This is a genomic window from Salmonella sp. 32070601201500089SM, assembly GCF_017573605.1.
Classification (GTDB): Bacteria; Pseudomonadota; Gammaproteobacteria; order Enterobacterales; family Enterobacteriaceae; genus Salmonella; species Salmonella enterica.
Genome location: NZ_JAGETK010000009.1, coordinates 156,311 through 177,318 on the forward strand (window position 1 = coordinate 156,311; position 21,008 = coordinate 177,318).

Below are 21,008 nucleotides of genomic sequence, written 5' to 3' on the forward strand. Positions count from 1 at the left end.
AATGGCAAGGATCATCGCGCTGGATGGCGCACAGGGAGAGGGCGGCGGGCAGATTTTGCGCTCGGCGCTGAGTTTATCAATGATAACCGGCCAGCCGTTTGAAATGAGCGGCATCCGCGCCGGGCGCGCTAAACCGGGGCTGCTACGCCAGCATTTAACGGCGGTGCGAGCGGCAACGGAAATCTGCGGCGCGCAGGTGAACGGCGACGAGCTGGGCTCGCAACAGTTGCGTTTTACGCCGGGGCCGATTCGCGGCGGCGAGTACCGTTTCGCGATTGGCAGCGCGGGCAGTTGTATGCTGGTGCTGCAAACCGTCCTGCCCGCGCTATGGTTTGCTGACGGTTCATCCCGCGTGGAGGTTCACGGCGGGACGCATAATCAGGCCGCGCCCAGCGCCGATTTTATTTGCCGCGTCTGGGAGCCGCTGTTGGCGAGGATGGGCATCAGCCAGCGTACCACGCTGATAAAACACGGCTTTTATCCGGCAGGCGGCGGCGCGGCGGCGACGGTCGTCGAACCGGCAACGTCTTTACGCGGGCTAACGCTGATATCGCGCGGCGAGACGCTGCGCACCACCGCTGAAGCTTTGCTGGCGGCGGTTCCTTACCACGTTGGCGAACGTGAAGTCGCAACGCTGGAAGCCCACTTCCCGCAGGCGGAGAAAAACGTCGTTGCGCTGGAAGGCGGCTGCGGGCCGGGCAACGCGCTGTCGCTGATGATTCAAAGCGAACAACTGACCGAACTGTTCGCCGCGTTCGGCGTAAAAGGCACCAGCGCGGAAGCGGTAGCTAACCAGGTTGCGCATGAAGCGCGGCGCTATCTCGCAAGCCCGGCGGCGGTGGGAGAGCATCTGGCCGACCAGCTGATTTTACCGCTGGCGCTGGCGGGCGAGGGCGCGTTTACCGTGGCGCGGGCTTCCGCTCACTTGTTTACCAATATTGCGGTGGTGGAACGGTTTTTGCCGGTAACGTTCAACCTGGAGGAGGCGAAGGAGATGGTGCAGGTTATGGTAAGTAAAAAGGATAGCGGATCATGACATACCACGCTGATTTCCTTGATGCTGAACAACGCGTTACTGACGCCATCCCGGAGAGGGATGTTAATCCCTTTTCCGGCCCTTCAACGATGCGGCGAAGAGTGCTGGTGAGTCAGGACGGCGAGCCGGTTATCGTGCTGTGTCTTTTTGTCGCGCTGGAAGAGGGGCGCTGGATCGTTGAGCAGTGCTTCAGCGGCATCATGAATAATGATAAGACTATTGCGATATTATACGGTCAGCACGTTCACTTATTTGATACGGATTCACATCAGGTTAAGAGCCTGTTTCTTGATGATTATGTTGGCCATATTTATTCAATACCCGATGTTTGGGATCATAAGGCCTCGCTGAGCGAGAATTTCCTGGTCACAACCTTTCAGTATACGTTTCTTATCCACGTGAGTTCCGGCATTATCTGGCGATCGGAACCGTGTGGTATTGATGGCGTCATTATTCACGATATCCGGGAGGGTATTATTTATGGCAGTGGTGAGTGGGACCCGCCGGATGGATGGGCGCCATTTAACCTGCGGCTGAGCGACGGCCATCGGGCCTGAAGCCAACTCAGCGTCTGGATTTACGTTTATGCCGGATGGCGGCTACGCCTCTACGCCTTACCCGGCCTACAAAACCAGCAATATCAATATGTTTTAAAATGACTCTACAGGCCTGATAAGCGAAGCGCCATCAGGCACACGTTAAACCCCATACCCCATCATCTTCAGCAACTGCTGCGCGTGCTGTACCGCGTCCTGACGGTGCGCGACGCCGAGTTTCTGGTAGAGGTTGCGGATATGCGTCTTAATGGTGGTCGCGGCCACCGCCAGTTCGCCGGCAATCTGTTCGTTGCTGTAACCGGAATAGATAAGCCCTAACACCTGCCATTCACGCTGGGTGAGCGGGCTGGTGCGAATAAGCTCCGGGACATCCGGATGGTTAAGCAGGCGCTCGACGAAGCCTTCGTCAAAATGGGCGAATTTATGTCGGTGATGTTGGTTAATCTCTCGCAGGATGCGCTGCGCGCGATGCTGCTCCATCTCCGGCAGCGTATTGAGCTGGATAAGCTGACGCAATTGTTGCGCCATGGCTTCGCCTTCAATCACAAAATGGCTGATAAATCCGGTGCGGTTGGCGAGCTGTAAGGCATCAAGCAATACGCGCTGGGCGTCGTTTTTCCGCCCGGATTGCCAGTAAAGCTGATTGAGTAACAGCAGATTGCGGTTTAAATCGCTCATTAAGCGCAGGCTACGGGCATTCTCATTTAACTCTTCCAGCACGATTTCCGCAGGCTCGAATTCGCCCAGCAGGATCTGCGCGCGGGCGATATTCCGCCATTGCCCTTGCAGAAAATGGTTATTGGCAAACGCCGGTTTGGGCGTATGACGTAACCAGTTGGCGGCGGATTTTTTGTCGCCGGTTAACTGCCAGTAAATGACACGCACCTTATCGGCGTTAGAGATCCAGTCGCAGTGATAACGGCCATTGCCTAATAAATTTTCCAGTCGGTTAAGCTGACTACGGGCATTATCCAGATCGCCGCGCGCCAGCGAGCACTGCACCAGTAACGTCAGGCACTGCAACTGTTGTTGCGGCTGGAAGGTGGACAGCACAGCGATACCGCTGCGCGCCGAGGCCTCCGCTTCGTCAAGGCGCGCCCACGCCCACAGCAATTGCGCGCGGATACGTACCAGAAACTCATGCATCGGCAGTTGTTCCAGATGTTGCTCTTTGATCAACTGGAAGGCTCTCTCCTGCGTTTCCCATACGGCCTGCAGGAATCCCTGGGCGAACTGAATTTCGCTTTGTTGAATTAAGCTCCACAGCGCGTAATGCCAGACGTCATGATGGCGCGCCATTTGTTCGGTTTGCTGCATCAGCGATAAAGACTGGCTGAGATCGCCTTTACAGTGCAGCACTTCGCCGTGAACGGAGGTCGCGACAATACGGCTATAAAACCAGGCGAGAGGAAGCTCATCCAGCGCCAGTTTCGCCAGCCGCTCTGCCTCTTCCGGATTGCCGTCGTTGATGGCGACCTGGGCGCGCAGCGCGTTAAATTCAGCATGCAGTGTGCCGTCCATGACCCCTTTGATCTCTTGCTCGGCGCGCGCCAGCAGCGTATTCACTTCGCTGTAGCGGTGTTGGCTTTGCATCAGCCAGGCCTGTAACAACACCAGCCGCGGATTTTCCAGCAGGCTTTCCCACGGCAGCGCTTTTAATGACTCTTCCAGCAGCGCCAGTTCACTGTGATTAAACAGCCCCCACGCATGGTTAAGCAGGATATCGCGCAGCATTTGCGCGTCACCCGCCGCCAGCGCATGATGTATAGCTTCGCTGGGAAAACCTTGTTCCATCCAGCTTTCCGCGGCCGCACGGTGGATCTCCGGCAGTTCCGCCGCCAGTTCCCACTGGCAACGCTGGCGCAGAAAGCTACCAAACAACGGGTGATAGCTGAACCATTCGCCCGTGTCGTCCATGCGTTGCAGGAATAACCCCTGGCGCTCAATCTCCTCCAGCCGCATCTGGCCGTTTTCTTCGCCGGTCACGCGCACAATCAACGCGTCATTCATTGAGCGTAAGATCGCGCTTTTAAGTAAAAAATGTCGGGTGCTGACATCCACGTTATCCAGTACTTCGTCCACCAGATAATCAGAAAGGTGGCTGGCATTAATCCCGGCAAGACGGCGGGCGGAGTGATGCGCAGAGGTATGGTTCTGGCGCGCGGAGAGGGCGATCAACTGTAGCGCAGTGGCCCAACCGGCCACATCGTCGCACATGCGGCTGCTCTCAGCGGCTTCAATGGGCGACGAAAGGCGACGGTCAAAAAATTGCTTTGCTTCCTGATGGTTAAAAGCTAACTGCTGGCTGCCGATTTCCAACAGCTGATCGCGCACGCGCAGATTAGCGATGCCCAGTTGCGGCAAATTACGCGATAACACCACCAGGGTGAAATTTTCCGGCTGATGCCGTAAGAAAAAGCGCATCGCGTCGTGAATCACCGGATTGGTAATCAAATGGTAGTCGTCAATCACCAGATAAAGCGGGCGATGCCACTGCGCCAGTTCAATAAAGAGCTGTGCGAAGAGGGACGTCAGGCTGGCATACTGACGTTTTTGCGCCATCGCTTCGCTGGTAGAGCAGTGTCCGCCAGTGGCCTGTTGGATAGCGGCAATTAAGTAACTGGCGAATCGCTCTTGCTGGTTATCGCCTTCGTCGAGAGAGTACCAGCCTAATTCATTTTTGCCCGCCGCCCACTGTGAGACAAGCGTGGTTTTCCCATAGCCAGCAGGACTGGTTACCAGGGCGAGCCTGAAATTGTTCGCGCCGGAAAGTTTAGCCAACAGCCGCTCACGAACCACGGTATGGTCGAGACGAACCGGACGACTTAATTTAGACGGAATCAACATAGCAATCACTTCACTGTGGGAAATGGGGGGAACTGCGATTTTTTTTGCGCTTCGTAATTAATAGATATAAGGTCGGCCAGAAAGCATTTTAATGCAAGCTAAGCAGACTTTTTATGTGTCTGAATTTGCACTCTGTCACAATTCTAAATAACGGTATTAAAAAAGTATTCGGCGCGGTTGAAACGAGCGTCAGAGCTGGGCTGAGGTCATATTTCCGTTATTGTAAATAATGTCCTGGACAGGATGCGGATTTAACACAATGGCGATACCAGGCGTTTAATTAATTATGTTAAGTTAGTGAACCTCCCGCTGCTGAATATTTCAGGTAAGAAACTATTTCGGCGTTCATATAATCTTCGAAAATACCCCTTCGCGATTTACTGTTATTTCTGTTTATTCATTTGATTATGCGTAACACTGGGTGTCGTTGACAGGAATCGGCGCGTTTATACAGGGGTAAGTGGCGGCGATCACACTTTTATGCTCATCCCCGCTCCTCCTCCCTCCCTAATCATTGCCGGGAGGAGGAAGGTCAACATCGAGCCTGGCAAACTAGCGATAACGTTGTTTTATTACCCGAGGACGGATTTCCTATGTCACAGCCAACCTTCAATAAAGATCAATTCCAGGCCGCCCTGACGCGTCAGTGGCAGCGTTTCGGTTTACTGTCAGCGTCTGACATGACGCCTCGTCAGTGGTGGCAGGCCGTTAGCGGCGCACTGGCGGAATTACTGAGCGCGCAACCGGTAGTGCAGCCGACGAAAGGCCAGCGTCATGTGAACTACATTTCGATGGAATTTTTGATTGGCCGCCTGACGGGAAATAACCTGTTAAATCTGGGGTGGTACCAGGACGTTAGCGATGTGCTGAAAGCGCACGATATTAATCTGACCGATCTGCTGGAAGAGGAAGTCGATCCGGCGCTCGGCAACGGTGGTCTGGGACGTCTGGCCGCCTGCTTCCTCGATTCGATGGCCACCGTCGGGCAGTCCGCTACGGGCTATGGTCTGAACTACCAGTATGGGCTGTTCCGTCAGTCATTTGTTGAGGGCAAGCAGGTGGAAGCGCCGGATGACTGGCATCGCGGCAGCTATCCGTGGTTCCGCCACAACGAGGCGCTGGACGTCCAGGTTGGGATCGGCGGTAAAGTCACCAAAGAAGGGCGCTGGGAGCCCGGTTTTGTGATTACAGGCCAGGCCTGGGATCTGCCGGTGTTAGGCTATCGTAACGGCGTCGCGCAACCGCTGCGTTTGTGGCAGGCGACCCACGCGCATCCGTTTGATCTGACCAAATTCAACGACGGCGCTTTCCTGCGGGCGGAACAGCAGGGTATCGATGCGGAAAAACTGACGAAGGTGCTTTATCCCAACGATAACCACACGGCGGGTAAAAAACTGCGTCTGATGCAGCAATACTTCCAGTGCGCCTGCTCGGTAGCGGATATTCTGCGTCGCCATCATCTGGCCGGACGCAAACTGCATGAGCTGGCGGATTACGAGGTCATTCAGTTGAACGATACTCACCCGACCATCGCCATTCCGGAACTGCTGCGCGTGCTGATTGACGAGCACCAGCTGAGCTGGGATGACGCCTGGGCTATCACCAGCAAAACCTTCGCCTACACCAACCATACCCTGATGCCGGAAGCGCTGGAGTGCTGGGACGAGAGGTTAATCAAAGCGCTGTTGCCGCGTCATATGCAGATTATCAAGCAGATTAACGATCGCTTTAAGACGCTGGTCGATAACACCTGGCCTGGCGATAAGCAGGTATGGGCAAAACTGGCGGTGGTGCATGACCGTCAGGTACGCATGGCCAATATGTGCGTGGTCAGCGGCTTTGCGGTCAACGGCGTGGCGGCGCTGCACTCCGATCTGGTGGTGAAAGATCTGTTCCCGGAATATCACCAGCTTTGGCCGAACAAATTCCACAATGTCACCAACGGCATTACACCGCGTCGCTGGATTAAACAGTGCAATCCGCAGCTTGCGGCGTTGCTGGATAAAACACTGAAAAAAGAGTGGGCTAACGATCTCGACCAGTTGATCAACCTCGAAAAATACGCTGACGACGCCACATTCCGTCAGCAATATCGCGACATCAAACGGGCGAACAAAGAACGGCTGGTGAAATTCATCAAGGCCCGTACCGGGATTGAGATTTCAAGCAACGCGATTTTTGATATTCAGATCAAACGTCTGCACGAGTACAAGCGTCAGCACCTGAACCTGTTGCATATTCTGGCGCTGTACAAAGAGATCCGCGAAAACCCGCAGGCTGACCGCGTACCGCGCGTATTCCTGTTTGGCGCGAAGGCGGCGCCGGGCTATTACCTGGCGAAGAACATCATTTTTGCTATCAATAAGGTTGCGGAGGCCATTAATAACGACCCGGCGGTGGGTGATAAGCTGAAGGTGGTTTTCCTGCCGGATTACTGCGTCTCGGCGGCGGAAATGCTCATTCCGGCGGCGGATATTTCCGAGCAAATTTCTACCGCCGGGAAAGAGGCGTCCGGCACCGGCAACATGAAACTGGCGCTGAACGGGGCGTTGACTGTGGGAACGCTGGACGGCGCTAACGTTGAAATCGCTGAGAAGGTGGGTGAAGAGAATATCTTTATCTTTGGCCATACTGTGGAAGAGGTCAAGGCGCTCAAAGCCAAAGGCTACGATCCGGTGAAATGGCGTAAAAAAGACAAAGTGCTGGATGCGGTGCTAAAAGAGCTGGAAAGCGGTCAATACAGCGATGGCGATAAACATGCCTTTGACCAGATGCTGCATAGCCTCGGCAAACAGGGGGGCGATCCGTACCTGGTCATGGCGGACTTCGCCGCTTATGTCGAGGCGCAAAAGCAGGTGGATGCGCTGTATCGCGATCAGGAAGCGTGGACGCGCGCCGCGATCCTCAATACCGCGCGCTGCGGTATGTTCAGTTCCGATCGCTCTATTCGCGATTATCAGGCCCGTATCTGGCAGGCAAAACGCTAAGGGAGCGCGATGGAAAATAAACGTCTCGATAGTGCCGCGCTGGCGGCGGGGATCAGCCCCAGTTACATCAATGCTCATGGCAAACCGCAGTCTATTGGCGCTGAAACCAAGAGACGTTTGCTGGCGGCGATGCACGGCACGACAACAGGACCACAGGCGGTCGTGCCGAATGTGAAGGTTTATACCGCGGGTAAAAAAATGGCGTTGCCGGTAGAGGGGCGCGGTGAGTTTGCCTGGCTGCTGACTACGGAAGAGGGCGTGCATTACAAAGGGCGCGTGACGGGCGGTAAAAAACTTAACCTTCCGGCTACATTGCCGGAGGGCTACCACACCCTGACGTTGACCCAGGATGAACAGCGTACGCACTGCCGGATTATCGTCGCCCCGCCGCGATGCTATGAGCCGCAGGCGCTGCTGGAGGGGAAAAAACTGTGGGGGGCCTGCGTCCAGCTTTATACTCTGCGTTCAGAAAAAAACTGGGGTATTGGCGATTTCGGCGATTTGAAGTCGATGCTGGTCGACGTGGCGACACGCGGCGGCGCGTTTATCGGCCTGAACCCGATCCACGCGCTTTATCCGGCGAATCCGGAGAGCGCCAGTCCCTACAGCCCCTCGTCTCGTCGCTGGCTGAACGTGATATATATCGACGTCAACGCCGTCGAAGATTTCCGCCTGAGCGAAGAGGCGCAGGCATGGTGGCAAATGCCCGCCACACAGCAACAGCTGCGACAGGCGCGCGATGCGCAATGGGTCGATTACGCTACCGTTACCGCGCTGAAAATCACGGCGCTGCGGATGGCGTGGACGCGCTTTGCCGCTCGCGACGATGCGCAAATGGCGGAGTTTCGTCACTTTATCGCCCGCGAAGGCGAAAGCCTTTACTGGCAGGCGGCATTCGACGCGCTGCATGCGTATCAGGTGAAAGAGGATGAGCAGCGCTGGGGCTGGCCAGCCTGGCCGGAGGCGTACCAGTCGGTAGAGTCTCCCGCTGTAAAACAATTCTGTGAAGCGCACCGCGAAGAGGTGGAGTTTTATCTCTGGCTTCAGTGGCTGGCCTGGCGCCAATTCGCCGCCTGCTGGGATACCTGCCAGAGTTTTAAACTACCGATTGGTCTGTACCGCGATCTGGCGGTTGGCGTAGCGGAAGGCGGCGCGGAAACCTGGTGCGACCGGGAGCTGTACTGCCTGAAAGCATCTGTCGGCGCGCCGCCGGATATCCTCGGCCCGCTCGGTCAGAACTGGGGGCTGCCGCCGATGGACCCGCATATCATTGTCGCCCGGGCGTATGAGCCCTTTATCGACCTGCTGCGCGCCAATATGCAAAACTGCGGCGCGTTGCGCATTGACCATGTCATGTCGTTGCTGCGCCTGTGGTGGATACCGTATGGCGAAACAGCGGATCAGGGGGCTTACGTCCATTATCCGGTAGATGATTTGCTTTCTATTCTGGCGCTGGAGAGCCAACGTCACCGCTGTATGGTGATAGGCGAAGATCTGGGGACGGTGCCAGTTGAGATTGTCGGCAAGCTGCGCGATAGCGGGGTCTATTCTTATAAAGTGCTGTGGTTTGAAAATGACCTTGAGAAAAACTTCCGCGCGCCAGGCGCATATCCGCAACAATCGATGGCTGTCGCCTCGACGCACGATCTCCCCACGCTGCGCGGCTATTGGGAATGCGGTGACCTGACGTTGGGTAAAGCTTTGGGGCTTTATCCGGATGAAGTGATTCTGCGCGGGCTGTATGAGGATCGCGAGCGGGCGAAACAGGGGCTATTGGACGCGCTGCATAAATATGGCTGTCTACCAAAACGCGCCGGGCATAAGGCATCGTTAATGTCTATGACGCCAACGCTAAATCGCGGGCTTCAGCGCTACATCGCCGACAGTAACAGCGGTCTGTTGGGGCTTCAGCCGGAGGACTGGCTGGATATGGCCGATCCGGTTAACGTACCGGGCACCAGCGATCAGTATAAAAACTGGCGACGGAAGGTCACCGCCACGCTGGAGCAGATGTTTGCCGATGAGGGCGTAAACAAGCTGATTAAGGATTTGGATAAGCGCCGAAAAGCGGCCGCGAAGAAGAAGTAATAAAGCCGGGGATTTCCCCGGCTTTATGATGGTGAGAGCACGTAGGCCTGATAAGCGCAGCGCCATCAGGCAATCCTGGCGCACATTGCTGCCTTATCCGGCCTACAAGCCGCCTCGCTTAAACCACCATACCCAACAGCAGACAGCCGATCAGGCCGCAGACGGAGATGATCGTTTCCAGCATCGACCAGGATTTAATGGTCTCGCCGATAGTCAAATTGAAATACTCTTTGAACAGCCAGAAGCCCGGGTCGTTGACGTGAGAGAAAATCACGCTCCCGGAACCGACTGCGATAACCATCAGTTCAGGGCTAACGCCGGTAGTGGCGATCAGCGGCGCCGCAATGCCGCCTGCGGTAATCGCCGCGACAGTCGCGGAGCCCAGCGCGATACGCAGCACCGCCGCGATAGACCACGCCATCAACAGCGGAGAGACATTGGTTTCATGCATCATTGAAGCGATGTATTTATCCACGCCGCTATCGACCAGCACCTGCTTGAACGCGCCGCCGCCGCCGATGATCAGCAGCATCATGGCGATAATTTTGATGGAAGAGACCAGCGTATCGTTAATCTGATCCATGGAACGCCCGCGGTTCAGGCCAAAGGTGAACATCGCAATCAGTACGGCAATTAACGTAGCCATTACCGGGTCGCCCAGGAACTCGGCAACGGGCAGGAAAGCGTGGCCTTTTGGCAGAATCATCTCGGCAATCGCACGCATCGCCATCAGAATAACCGGAACCAGCGACGTCCAGACGCTGACGCCAAAGCCCGGCATCTCTTCTTCCGTAAAAGTTTTCGCGCTGTACAGGCCTTCCGGGATCGGCTTATCGATGCCTTTCAGGAAACGGGCGTAAACCGGTCCGGCAAGGATCACGGTCGGGATCGCCAGAATCGTACCAAACAGCAGCGTCTTACCCATATCGGCATGGAAAATCGTGGCGATTGCGGTTGGACCCGGGTGCGGCGGCAGGAAGCCGTGTGTGACGGAGAGCGCCGCGGCCATCGGCACGCCGACGTACAGTAACGGGATATTCGCCGCTGCGGCAATGGTGAATACCAGCGGCAGCATCAGAACGAAGCCCACTTCATAGAACAGAGCGAAGCCGACGGTAAAGCCGGTTAACACTACGGCCCACTGAATATGCTTTTTACCAAATTTCGCGATCAGGGTAGTGGCGATACGTTGAGCGCCGCCGAAGTCGGCAAGCATTTTGCCCAGCATGGCGCCGAACCCCATAATCAGGGCCAGACTGCCAAGCGTACCACCGACACCGGCTTTGATGGAGCCGATGACTTTATCCAGAGGCATTCCCTGCATCAACCCGACAGCGAGCGCTACCAGGACAAGGGCGATAAATCCGTTCATTTTGAAGCGGATCATCAGAAGAAGTAACAAGATAACACCGATAGCAACGATGACTAATGGCATGATTTACCTGGCCTTTACTTTGTTATGGGTAACGTCATTGTTTCGACGACAAATTCCTGTTGTTCCCGACGGGAACAGAGTCGCAATAGCACCAATACTGATTACCGTTGAAACGAATGAGCGTAGTCAGATGTTATATGGATGTTAGGTGCCCATAAGAATGATACGGGTAACATATGGGTGTTGAAAATGACCCTGGCAGGCAAAATTTAAATTATGAGACACAGGTCATGTTATCGGCGAAAGAAGAAGGGCCATTGTTATGAGATGTGGTTGATAGAGCCGGATGGCGGCGTAGACGCCTTATTCGGCCTACGGTGGGGCAGACAAGGCCCGACAGGCGCAAGCGCCATCGGGCATGGATGCGGGGAAAATCTTAGTAGTATGAGTGCTCGCCGCGCTGGTGTTCGGTCAGATCGCGAACCCCTTTCAGTTCCGGGAATTCATTCAGCAACTGTTTCTCGATCCCTTCTTTCAGCGTGACGTCAACCATCGAGCAACCGTTACAACCGCCGCCAAACTGCAGAATTGCATAGCCTTCATCGGTAATTTCCATCAGCGAGACGCGACCGCCGTGGCCCGCCAACTGCGGGTTAATCTGCGATTGCAGAGCATATTCCACGCGCTCCATCAGCGGCGCGTCATCGGCCACTTTGCGCATCTTCGCGTTTGGCGCTTTCAATGTAAGTTGAGAACCTAGCTGGTCGGTCACGAAATCAATTTCCGCGTCTTCCAGATAGGGCGCGCTCAGCTCGTCGACATAAGCGGTCAACAGGTCAAATTTCAGTGCAGTATCGGTGGCTTCTACGGCGTCGGGCGGACAATAAGAAACGCCGCACTCTGCGTTAGGAGTGCCGGGATTAATGACAAATACGCGGATTTGCGTCCCTTCTTCCTGATTTGCCAGCAGTTTGGCAAAGTGCGCTTGTGCAGCATCGGAAATACGGATCATAGTAATGGCCTAATAGTTGACTATTTTAGTTGGTTATAATACGCCCATCATCGAGGCTCTACAAGGTTCGACACAGGCACCATACCTGGACAGTCGCTGCGCCGTTGCGCAAAAGCAGTTGCGCGATTTCCGCGACGGTACTTCCGGTAGTGACGACATCATCCACAATAACCATATGGAGACCCTGTACCGGCAATTCAAGGCGAAACGCGTTTTTCAAATTGCGCTTACGTAACCTGGCGCTGAGATGATGTTGTGTTGCGGTTGCCCGTACCCGCGTGATGGTCTGGCTGTCCCACGCGCAGCCCAGCCAGTGCGCTAACGGTTGGCATAACAGATCGCTTTGGTTAAATCCCCGCCGCCAGTGTCGGCGCGACCAGAGCGGAACGCTGACGATTCTGTCGGGAAGCTGCAAGCCAGTGCTGCGGCGCGCCATGAGGACTTCCTGCAACAGTAGACGCGCCAGAGCGGCGGCAATTTCGCTACGGCGGGTAAATTTAAGCTGATGCACCAGTAAACTCAAGGGCGGCGTATAGTTACTGACGCTCACCAGACGCTGCCAGGGCGGTGGTTTTTGCAGGCAGCGACCGCAGGGGAGCGAAGGATGCCCGGCGGGTAATCCACATTGCGGACACACGCTGACGCGCTGGCGGACGGCGCGCGCGCATACGGAGCAAATCCCCCAGTGGCTTAACGCCAGCGGCATTCGGCATAGCCAGCATAATCCCGGTACTGTTAGCATAGGTGCATCCTTGTTAGACAAAAGAGAACAGTAACTGATGAATGACATCTGGTGGCAGACCTACGGCGAGGGAAATTGTCATCTTGTGCTGCTGCACGGATGGGGATTGAACGCGGAGGTATGGCATTGCATTCGCGAGGAACTCGGCTCGCATTTTACGCTGCATCTGGTCGACTTGCCGGGCTATGGTCGCAGCTCGGGGTTTGGCGCCATGACGCTTGAAGAGATGACGGCGCAGGTAGCGAAAAACGCGCCGGACCAGGCTATCTGGCTTGGCTGGAGCCTGGGCGGCCTGGTGGCGAGTCAGATGGCGCTCACCCACCCTGAACGCGTTCAGGCGCTGGTGACAGTCGCCTCTTCGCCATGCTTTAGCGCGCGTGAGGGGTGGCCGGGAATAAAACCAGAAATCCTCGGTGGATTCCAGCAGCAGCTTAGCGACGATTTTCAGCGCACGGTGGAGCGTTTTCTGGCGCTGCAAACGTTAGGGACGGAGACGGCGCGTCAGGATGCCCGCACCTTAAAAAGCGTGGTGCTGGCGCAGCCTATGCCGGATGTAGACGTGCTCAATGGCGGACTGGAAATCTTAAAAACGGTCGATCTACGAGAAGCGCTTAAAAATGTGAACATGCCGTTTTTGCGTTTGTATGGTTATCTGGACGGTCTGGTGCCGCGTAAAATCGTGCCTTTGCTCGATACGTTATGGCCGCACAGTACATCACAGATAATGGCGAAGGCGGCCCATGCGCCGTTTATCTCGCATCCGGCGGCGTTTTGTCAGGCGCTGATGACGCTAAAATCATCGCTGTAACCAGGGCGTTGCCGGGCCCGGACCATTCTGCAAGGTTAATGGCTTTCAGACGCCAGATCGGCAGGCGCCAGCCCGGTAACCCTAAGCACGGTATCGCGATCGAAACCATCGTTTAGCATGGAGCGGGCAATGCGCAATGCGGCGAGCCGTTGGCCTTCCTGCTTGCCTTGCTGTAACCCGTTACGATGTCCTTCCTGACGTAATCTGTCTGCGATAGTCATGATCTTCTCCTTATGCTGTGGGATACGCATAGCCACCTGGCGGATAAACGTATTGAAGCGCGCGGCGTCGCCAGTGTGCATCATGTAATTAAACAAACTTTGAAGCTGGGTGTCATTAGCGTATCCCTTAACCAGCAGGGCGACCAGCTGTTCGACAAGCCCCATCAGATCACGCTGGCGGATGTGTTTTTGTATGAGTTCCAGCAGCGCGACCCGTCGGTGTCGCATAATCTCGTCGTCCGGCACGACCGTAATATCGACCAGAGGAAAGGCGGTGGCGTATAGCTTACGCGCCATCACCGGGTCGGCAAATTCATCCAGCCAGCATAATGAGAACGGATACGGGCTGCGGTTTCCGTGATAAAACAGCATTGGCACCACTAACGGCAACGTCTTATGCCCGGCCTCCAGGTGCCGTTGCATTGCAGCCATTGCGTAACGCATCAGCCGAAATGCCATATGCGCGTCCGGCGTACTCTGATGTTCAATAACCACGTAAATGTAACCTTCACCTTCACTTGTTTCCAGCGACCAAAGAATATCGGAATAATGGGGGCGTAAATCCTCTTCAATAAAGCTACCGGACTCCAGCCGTAACGTATTCAGATTACAGATTTGACGTAATGTCGTCGGGAGATGGATTTCCAAAAAATCCCGTGCAGTATCGGGGTGGCATAAAAACTGTTTGAATACCGCGTCATGCGGCGTGGATGTTGTTGAGGTCGCCATATCGATCCGTCATCGGTGAAGTTCAATGGCGTGACACTACGCGCAGACCGGGCTGATTGCAGTAGAGGATTAGTGCGCTTGCGAGGCGCGTGGGGAGATAAATGCGCACGGCGGTAACGCTTTCATCTTTGTGGAAGGCATGACGCAAAATTGCCCGGCAGCGTGACGCGTACCGGGCAACATAACGCGGGATAAAGGCCGGATAAGACGCGTTACGTCGCTACCCGGCGAAGGCTAACGCAAGGTCCACCATTCGCGCAGGCAGGCTTTACCTTCCGGACAACTTTTACAGCTGCCTGAAAGGCAGCCGTCCGGTTCTTCCGGGATACGTACCGCTTTACCCATGATCTCCAGTTGATTCAGCATGGCGTCGATCATGGGCTGCGGAGCGTGCAGCGTATGGCTGATCTGCGTTGCCTCCATACGCCCCCGTAGCGCCAGTAGATCGCGAACCTGTATCAATGAAGCCATTTTTTACATCCCTTAGTGACAATTGCCCGCAGTGCCCGAACAACAGGAACTTACGTTTTTGCGGGTTGCCAGCAGTTCAATGTCTACACGGCTGCGGGCGCGGCGTAACAGGCTTAACACCACAACGTTAAAGACGATCACTGCCAGAATACAGATCAGGCTGTACGTCGGATGCTGACTGAAGCTGGTAACCTGGTAGAACAGCGTGGCGAGCGAATAGGCGATATTCAGCCCCCACAGGATGGAGAAGCCCATCCAGCCGCGGCTGGACTCGCGGGCGATAGCGCCCATTACCGAGATACACGGTACGTAAAGCAGGACGAAAATCAGGTAACTGTACGCCGCCGCGGCGCTGCCGAATTTTTGATCCATCACGCCCATCGCGCCGGTCGCCATTTCGCCGTCACCTTTACTCGCTTCGATCGGGTTAGCCAGTACGCTCAGGCTAAAGGTGTCTTTCAGGCCTTGCCAGGTATCGTCAACCGCGCCCAGCAGTTCATCGCCGAGGTGGAAGTCGGCAGGATTAAACGCTTCGTCCTGAATATTTTCGGCGGTGTAGAGCGTGTTCAGCGTACCGACGACAACTTCTTTCGCCATGGCGCCCGTAAACAGACCCACGGTCGCTTGCCAGTTATCCTCATGGACGCCGATCGGTTTAAAGACTGGTGTGATGACCCGGCTTACAGAGGCGAGGGCGGAGTCATTAATGTTATCGACGATTTTGCCGCTCAGCGAGAAACTGTTAAACGCGCTCAGGAAAATACTCACGATGATAATGACTTTACCGGCGCGTAGTACAAAACCTTTCAGGCGTTGCCAGGTCTGGATGATCAGGCTCTTGATATGCGGTACGTGGTAAACCGGCAGCTCCATCACAAACGGAGAGGCTTCGCCGCGCATAATGGTATGTTTCAGCATCAGGCCGGTTAATACCGCCATGACAATACCCAGCACGTATAGCGAGAAGACCGCCAGCGCGCCGTTTTGCCCGAAGAAGGCGGCGGCAAAGACGGCGAAAATCGCCAGGCGCGCGCCACAGGACATAAACGGCGCCATCATGATGGTCATCAGGCGTTCGCGCGGAGCGTCAAGCGTGCGGGCGCCCATCACGGAAGGTACATTACAGCCGAAGCCGACAATCAGCGGCACGAAGGATTTACCCGGTAGTCCCAGCGCCTGCATCAGGCGATCCATGACGAAGGCCGCGCGCGCCATATAACCGGAGTCTTCAAGGAAGGAGAGGAACAGGTACATCATCCCGATTTGCGGCACCAGCGGCAGGACGGTATTGATCCCGCCGCCAAGACCTTGCGCCAGGAAGATGGTTAACCAATCCGGGAAGTGCAACGTGTAGCCAATCCATTGAATGCCATGAATAAAGATGGCGACTGAACCAGCATCAAACAGGGGTTGTAACGCGCCGCCGATGTTAATGGCGAGCAGGAACATCAGGTACATCACGAACAAAAAAATCGGTAAGCCGAGGAAGCGGTTCAGGATAATTTTATCGACCGCCCTGGTGAAGCGGCTGGGTTCGGCTGTCAGGGTATTGCTGACCACGTCGCAAATAGCGGCGATACACTGGTAACGGGCGTCGGCGATATGCAGCGCCGGGTCGTCCATTTCGTCCTTCAGACGGGCCAGGGAGGTGTCCAGGTTTTGCGCCGCCTCGCCTGCGTAAGCCCGGCTGTAGATATCGCCCTCCAGCATTTGCAGACCCAGCCAGCGGCGCTGTTGTAAAGGCATCTCCTGGGCCATCGCGTCGGCCAGGAAACCTGCTTCGCGCAGCAGCGGCTGGGCATAATGCACCAGTTCGACGTTGTCGTTAGCGTTGTGACGGTCAATGGCCAGTTTCAGCGCCTCGATACCGCGACCGCGAGTCGATACCAGCGGTACGACAGGGCAACCCAGACGCGTGGACAGAGCGTCGACATCAATACGAACCTGCTGTTTTTCGGCGATATCCAGCATGTTGAGCGCGACAATACAGGGAATACCCAGCTCCAGCAGTTGCAGCGTCAAATAGAGGTTGCGCTCCAGATTGGAGGCGTCCACAACGTTTATCAACAGGTCGGCGTCGCCGCTCAGGATGTAGTGGCAGGCGATCTGTTCGTCGAGAGAGGTTTGTGACGAGATGGTCGTCAGAGAATAGGTGCCGGGTAAATCTACCAGCGTGACCTGGTGGTCAGTTGTCGCGAACTGGCCCTCTTTACGCTCGACGGTGACGCCCGCCCAGTTCCCCACGCGCTGACGCGCGCCGGTGAGTTGGTTAAATAAGGTGGTCTTGCCGGAATTAGGATTACCAATTAAACCAATGGTTAATTTTTTCATTTTTATAGACTCACTGTATTAACAGGAAACCGCTTCCACTTCTATTAACGCCAAATCCTTTTTACGTAAAACCAGACTCACGCGTCGTGTTTCGATATGGATCGGATCGCCTAAGGGCGCGACGCGGACAACATTAAATGAAGAGCCGGGCAACATGCCGAGCGAAAGCAGTTTTTGACGATACGCCGGGCTGATTTCACGCGCAAAGCCGGTGATTTTCCACGCAGTGTCAGGAGTGAATTGCATACGACCTACTTGTTTCTTACTAACTGGATGTATACCTCATGCGGCGCTCAGGGGGGCGGCAGGAGACCCGATGTTTAGCCAACGAAGGAAAGAGTAAATAATCAACAACACAATGATAATGAGAATGGTTTCTATCTTCAACGATTAAAATGTGACGGAATGTACAAATAAGCGATAATTTGCGCCGATGTTGATATGGCTCAACATTTATTTGTCTTTTTGCAAATACCCCTAATGTGCAAATATCCACCGTTTTTAATGTTTAATTAAGGTTTCATCTGTTAATAAAGTGATAATTAATAGTGCAGATAGCAGAAGAAAATTAATTAACAGATTCTAATGGGTAAGATTTAATTGTTAATTAAAAAAGAAAGGGTTGGACGTATTGCAAAATCGCAGGCCGGATAAGAAGTAACCCGGCCTGCGTATTACCCGATTAGCGTTTTTTCCCCATTGCCGCTGCCAGCGCGTCCATCATGGCGCTGTTACCGGCTGGCTGGGCGTCACGACCGCGCGGTTTCGCCGCTTTTGACGCCGGGCGGTTGCCCTGCGCGCGATCGGCGGCGCCGCCGCGGCGAGCGGCGGTTTCGCCGGGCTGTTCGTCCAGACGCATCGTCAGCGCAATACGCTTACGTTGCAGATCCACTTCCAGCACTTTCACCTTCACGATGTCGCCAGCTTTTACCACGGTGTGTGGATCGTCGACGAACTTATTCGAGAGCGAGGAGATATGCACCAGGCCATCCTGATGAACGCCGATATCGACAAACGCGCCGAAGTTAGTGACGTTAGTGACCGCCCCTTCCAGAATCATCCCCGGTAGCAGGTCGTTCATGGTTTCAACGCCATCGGCGAATTGCGCGGTTTTAAATTCAGGACGCGGGTCGCGGCCCGGTTTTTCCAGCTCTTTGATGATATCGCTCACGGTCGGCACGCCGAATTTATCGTCGGTAAAATCAGCGGCCTTGAGGTGACGCAATTCGTTGCTGTTGCCCATCAGATCTTTTAGCGCTTGCTGCGTCGCCGCCAGAATGCGTTCGACAACCGGATAGGCTTCCGGGTGGACGGTGGACGCATCCAGCGGGTTATCGCCGTGGTTAATACGCAGGAAGCCCGCGCACTGCTCAAACGCTTTCGGCCCCAGACGGCTCACCTTCAACAGTTGCTGGCGGTTCTGGAACTGACCGTTCTCATCGCGCCAGGCGACGATGTTTTGCGCCATCATGCGCGTTAGGCCTGCGACGCGGGTCAGCAGCGGCACGGAGGCGGTATTCAAATCGACGCCGACGGCGTTTACGCAGTCTTCGACCACCGCATCCAGCTTACGCGCCAGCTGCGTCTGGCTGACATCGTGTTGATATTGGCCGACGCCGATCGATTTCGGATCGATTTTCACCAGTTCCGCCAGCGGATCCTGCAGACGACGCGCGATAGAGACCGCGCCGCGCAGGGAGACGTCGAGATCCGGAAACTCCTGCGCCGCCAGCTCAGAAGCGGAATACACGGACGCCCCCGCTTCGCTGACGATCACTTTCTGCGCCGTCACGTTCGGGAACTGTTTCTGTACGTCGAGATAGAAGCGTTCGGTTTCACGCGAGGCCGTACCGTTGCCAATCGCGACCAGTTCGACGTGGTATTTTTCGCACAACGCGGCGATCACGGTAGCCGCTTTGGCCGCCTGACCGGTATGCGGATAAATGGTATCCGTCGCCACCAGCTTGCCGGTGCCGTCAACGACAGCGACTTTTACGCCGGTACGCAGGCCAGGATCAAGGCCCATCGTGGCGCGCAGGCCTGCGGGGGCTGCCATCAGCAGGTCGTGCAGGTTACGCGCAAACACGTTAATCGCTTCGTCTTCCGCACGTTCGCGCACGGTACCCATCAGTTCGGTTTCGAGGTGCATTAAGACTTTGATACGCCACGTCCAGCTCACTACGCCTTTGCGCCAGCTATCCGCCGGGGCGTTATTCAGCCGCAGGCCGAGATGGTCCATGATGATTTGCTCGCAGTAACTCTCTTTCGGCGGCTCATCAAACTGTGGGTCGGCATTGAGCGAAAGTTGCAGAATGCCTTCGTTACGACCACGGAACATGGCCAGCGCACGGTGAGACGGGACGTTAGCAATGGGCTCATGATGGTCGAAGTAGTCGCGGAATTTTGCCCCTTCTTCCTCTTTGCCGCTCACGACTGTGGCGACCAGATGGGCGTTCTTCCACAGGTAATCACGCACTTTCGCCAGCAATGCGGCGTCTTCGGCAAAGCGCTCCATCAAAATGTAGCGTGCGCCGTCGAGCGCGGCTTTCGTGTCCGCCACGCCTTTGTCGCCATCAATGTACTTTGCCGCTTCCACGTCAGGATCGTGGGACGGCTCGTTCCAGAGCAGATCGGCCAGCGGCTCAAGGCCGGCTTCAATGGCGATTTGTCCACGGGTGCGGCGTTTAGGTTTATAGGGTAGGTAGAGGTCTTCGAGCTCGGTCTTACTTAACGTAGCGTTGATGGCGCCAGCCAGCTCATCGGTCAGTTTGCCTTGTTCGGAAATGGACTTGAGGATGGCCTGACGCCTGTCTTCCAGCTCACGCAGATAGCCCAGACGCGTTTCCAGGTTACGCAACTGCGTGTCATCCAGACCGCCGGTGATTTCTTTACGATAACGTGCGATAAACGGCACGGTGTTCCCTTCGTCAAGCAGGCGAACGGCAGCTTCAACCTGTCCGGCATTTGCCTGGATTTCACCCGCAATAATGCGGCAGAAAGAATCATTCATCATGGGTTAGCTTCGTCTTCAGGATAAAAATCAGGGGATAGTTATACGGATTGGCTGGCAAAAATGCCAGCCATCAGCGGGGGCTTAGGATTCTTCTTGTCTTATTTGACGTATTCGATCGCATTGACGTACCAGTTTGCTTCGCCGACAGGGGTGTTGACCACCGCCAGATCGCCCACTTCTTTTTTCAGTAGCGCCCGCGCCATCGGCGAGTCGATAGAGATGTAATCCTTACGTCCGAAAATTTCATCGTAGCCGACAATGCGGAACTTCAGCGTATCGCCGTCATCATTTTCAATTTCCACCCAGGCGCCGAAGAAGACTTTGCCCTCCTGCTGCGGGGAATAATCCACGATTTTGAGATTTTCCATGCATTTGGTCAGATATCTGACGCGTCTGTCGATCTCACGCAGGCGCTTTTTATTATACTGATAGTCGGCATTCTCGCTGCGGTCGCCCAGACTCGCAGCCCAGGTCACTTTTTTGGTGACCTCCGGGCGCTCTTCACGCCAGAGATAATTGAGCTCTTGTTTGAGTGTTTCGTACCCTTCGCGGGTGATCAGGGGCGTTTTCATCTCGTTGATTTACCTTTGCTGTCGATATTGCGCACACGGGGTATAACGTGATCGTCCCGACAGAATAAATAATGGGGTTGCCGATTAATTGTATATTTAAGCTGCTGTTAAATATGCTTTGTAACAATTTAGCCTGAAATTCATACCAGAATTTGCTGGTGACTCACGTGAGCTTTTTTAAGAATACACACTTACATTTGTTGCGAACCTTTGGGAGTA

Annotated in this window: 15 protein-coding genes; 5 read left to right on the forward strand and 10 right to left on the reverse strand. The window is 55.1% G+C overall.

Going from position 1 to position 21,008, the window contains the following annotated elements; translation table 11 throughout:
- Position 1 precedes the first annotated feature (1 nt).
- Together rtcA and J4728_RS15735 are read left to right on the forward strand one after the other, a co-directional pair.
- On the forward strand, positions 2 to 1,036 hold the full coding sequence (gene rtcA, locus J4728_RS15730) for an RNA 3'-terminal phosphate cyclase (protein ID WP_208212036.1): 1,035 nt from the start codon (positions 2 to 4) through the stop codon (positions 1,034 to 1,036).
- Positions 1,033 to 1,593 (forward strand): hypothetical protein, encoded by a 561-nt coding sequence (locus J4728_RS15735; protein ID WP_000220924.1) that lies wholly within the window; start codon positions 1,033 to 1,035, stop codon positions 1,591 to 1,593. The genes rtcA and J4728_RS15735 overlap by 4 nt, the downstream gene beginning before the upstream one ends.
- Before the next feature lie 141 nt (positions 1,594 to 1,734).
- Here the strand turns inward: J4728_RS15735 and malT are convergent, their stop codons facing one another.
- Positions 1,735 to 4,440: an HTH-type transcriptional regulator MalT gene (gene malT, locus J4728_RS15740; protein WP_208212038.1), complete on the reverse strand. Its 2,706-nt coding sequence runs from the start codon at positions 4,438 to 4,440 to the stop codon at positions 1,735 to 1,737.
- A 593-nt stretch (positions 4,441 to 5,033) separates the two neighbouring features.
- Between malT and malP the strand changes: the two genes are divergently transcribed.
- Both malP and malQ read left to right on the forward strand, forming a co-directional pair.
- Positions 5,034 to 7,427: a maltodextrin phosphorylase gene (gene malP, locus J4728_RS15745; protein ID WP_208212040.1), complete on the forward strand. Its 2,394-nt coding sequence runs from the start codon at positions 5,034 to 5,036 to the stop codon at positions 7,425 to 7,427.
- 9 nt (positions 7,428 to 7,436) lie between these two features.
- Positions 7,437 to 9,515, forward strand: coding sequence for a 4-alpha-glucanotransferase (gene malQ, locus J4728_RS15750; protein ID WP_208212042.1), 2,079 nt, complete (start codon positions 7,437 to 7,439; stop codon positions 9,513 to 9,515).
- Positions 9,516 to 9,633: 118 nt separating this feature from the next.
- Here the strand turns inward: malQ and gntT are convergent, their stop codons facing one another.
- The 3 genes from gntT to gntX all read right to left on the reverse strand — a co-directional run bounded on the left by gntT (position 9,634) and on the right by gntX (position 12,644).
- Positions 9,634 to 10,950, reverse strand: coding sequence for a gluconate transporter (gntT, locus tag J4728_RS15755; RefSeq protein WP_208212043.1), 1,317 nt, complete (start codon positions 10,948 to 10,950; stop codon positions 9,634 to 9,636).
- Between the two features lie 376 nt (positions 10,951 to 11,326).
- On the reverse strand, positions 11,327 to 11,902 hold the full coding sequence (gene nfuA / locus J4728_RS15760) for a Fe-S biogenesis protein NfuA (RefSeq protein ID WP_000619387.1): 576 nt from the start codon (positions 11,900 to 11,902) through the stop codon (positions 11,327 to 11,329).
- Positions 11,903 to 11,960: 58 nt separating this feature from the next.
- On the reverse strand, positions 11,961 to 12,644 hold the full coding sequence (gntX, locus tag J4728_RS15765) for a DNA utilization protein GntX (RefSeq protein ID WP_000958740.1): 684 nt from the start codon (positions 12,642 to 12,644) through the stop codon (positions 11,961 to 11,963).
- Between the two features lie 37 nt (positions 12,645 to 12,681).
- On the opposite strand from gntX, the gene bioH reads away from it, so the two are divergent.
- A complete protein-coding gene (gene bioH, locus J4728_RS15770; protein ID WP_000998144.1) occupies positions 12,682 to 13,452 on the forward strand; it encodes a pimeloyl-ACP methyl ester esterase BioH in 771 nt (256 codons plus the stop codon).
- Positions 13,453 to 13,487: 35 nt separating this feature from the next.
- Here the strand turns inward: bioH and J4728_RS15775 are convergent, their stop codons facing one another.
- The 6 genes from J4728_RS15775 to greB all read right to left on the reverse strand — a co-directional run bounded on the left by J4728_RS15775 (position 13,488) and on the right by greB (position 20,789).
- On the reverse strand, positions 13,488 to 14,402 hold the full coding sequence (locus J4728_RS15775) for an Rpn family recombination-promoting nuclease/putative transposase (RefSeq protein WP_000235955.1): 915 nt from the start codon (positions 14,400 to 14,402) through the stop codon (positions 13,488 to 13,490).
- Between the two features lie 234 nt (positions 14,403 to 14,636).
- Positions 14,637 to 14,873: a [Fe-S]-dependent transcriptional repressor FeoC gene (feoC, locus tag J4728_RS15780; protein WP_000157590.1), complete on the reverse strand. Its 237-nt coding sequence runs from the start codon at positions 14,871 to 14,873 to the stop codon at positions 14,637 to 14,639.
- 12 nt (positions 14,874 to 14,885) lie between these two features.
- Positions 14,886 to 17,204, reverse strand: a complete 2,319-nt coding sequence (gene feoB, locus J4728_RS15785; RefSeq protein ID WP_208212044.1) for a Fe(2+) transporter permease subunit FeoB — start codon at positions 17,202 to 17,204, stop codon at positions 14,886 to 14,888.
- Between the two features lie 18 nt (positions 17,205 to 17,222).
- On the reverse strand, positions 17,223 to 17,450 hold the full coding sequence (gene feoA / locus J4728_RS15790) for a ferrous iron transporter A (RefSeq protein ID WP_001160955.1): 228 nt from the start codon (positions 17,448 to 17,450) through the stop codon (positions 17,223 to 17,225).
- A gap of 436 nt (positions 17,451 to 17,886) precedes the next feature.
- A complete protein-coding gene (locus J4728_RS15795) occupies positions 17,887 to 20,217 on the reverse strand; it encodes a Tex family protein (protein WP_000980658.1) in 2,331 nt (776 codons plus the stop codon).
- 98 nt (positions 20,218 to 20,315) lie between these two features.
- Positions 20,316 to 20,789: a transcription elongation factor GreB gene (gene greB / locus J4728_RS15800; RefSeq protein WP_000856695.1), complete on the reverse strand. Its 474-nt coding sequence runs from the start codon at positions 20,787 to 20,789 to the stop codon at positions 20,316 to 20,318.
- Positions 20,790 to 21,008 lie beyond the last annotated feature (219 nt).

Coding starts and splice junctions, on each gene's coding strand:
- nfuA (WP_000619387.1), bottom strand. CDS start 11,902: ATGATCCGTATTTCCGATGCTGCACAAGCGCACTTTGCCAAACTGCTG.
- gntX (WP_000958740.1), bottom strand. CDS start 12,644: ATGCTAACAGTACCGGGATTATGCTGGCTATGCCGAATGCCGCTGGCG.
- malP (WP_208212040.1), top strand. CDS start 5,034: ATGTCACAGCCAACCTTCAATAAAGATCAATTCCAGGCCGCCCTGACG.
- J4728_RS15795 (WP_000980658.1), bottom strand. CDS start 20,217: ATGATGAATGATTCTTTCTGCCGCATTATTGCGGGTGAAATCCAGGCA.
- rtcA (WP_208212036.1), top strand. CDS start 2: ATGGCAAGGATCATCGCGCTGGATGGCGCACAGGGAGAGGGCGGCGGG.
- feoB (WP_208212044.1), bottom strand. CDS start 17,204: ATGAAAAAATTAACCATTGGTTTAATTGGTAATCCTAATTCCGGCAAG.
- feoA (WP_001160955.1), bottom strand. CDS start 17,450: ATGCAATTCACTCCTGACACTGCGTGGAAAATCACCGGCTTTGCGCGT.
- greB (WP_000856695.1), bottom strand. CDS start 20,789: ATGAAAACGCCCCTGATCACCCGCGAAGGGTACGAAACACTCAAACAA.
- feoC (WP_000157590.1), bottom strand. CDS start 14,873: ATGGCTTCATTGATACAGGTTCGCGATCTACTGGCGCTACGGGGGCGT.
- malQ (WP_208212042.1), top strand. CDS start 7,437: ATGGAAAATAAACGTCTCGATAGTGCCGCGCTGGCGGCGGGGATCAGC.
- gntT (WP_208212043.1), bottom strand. CDS start 10,950: ATGCCATTAGTCATCGTTGCTATCGGTGTTATCTTGTTACTTCTTCTG.
- malT (WP_208212038.1), bottom strand. CDS start 4,440: ATGTTGATTCCGTCTAAATTAAGTCGTCCGGTTCGTCTCGACCATACC.
- J4728_RS15735 (WP_000220924.1), top strand. CDS start 1,033: ATGACATACCACGCTGATTTCCTTGATGCTGAACAACGCGTTACTGAC.
- J4728_RS15775 (WP_000235955.1), bottom strand. CDS start 14,402: ATGGCGACCTCAACAACATCCACGCCGCATGACGCGGTATTCAAACAG.
- bioH (WP_000998144.1), top strand. CDS start 12,682: ATGAATGACATCTGGTGGCAGACCTACGGCGAGGGAAATTGTCATCTT.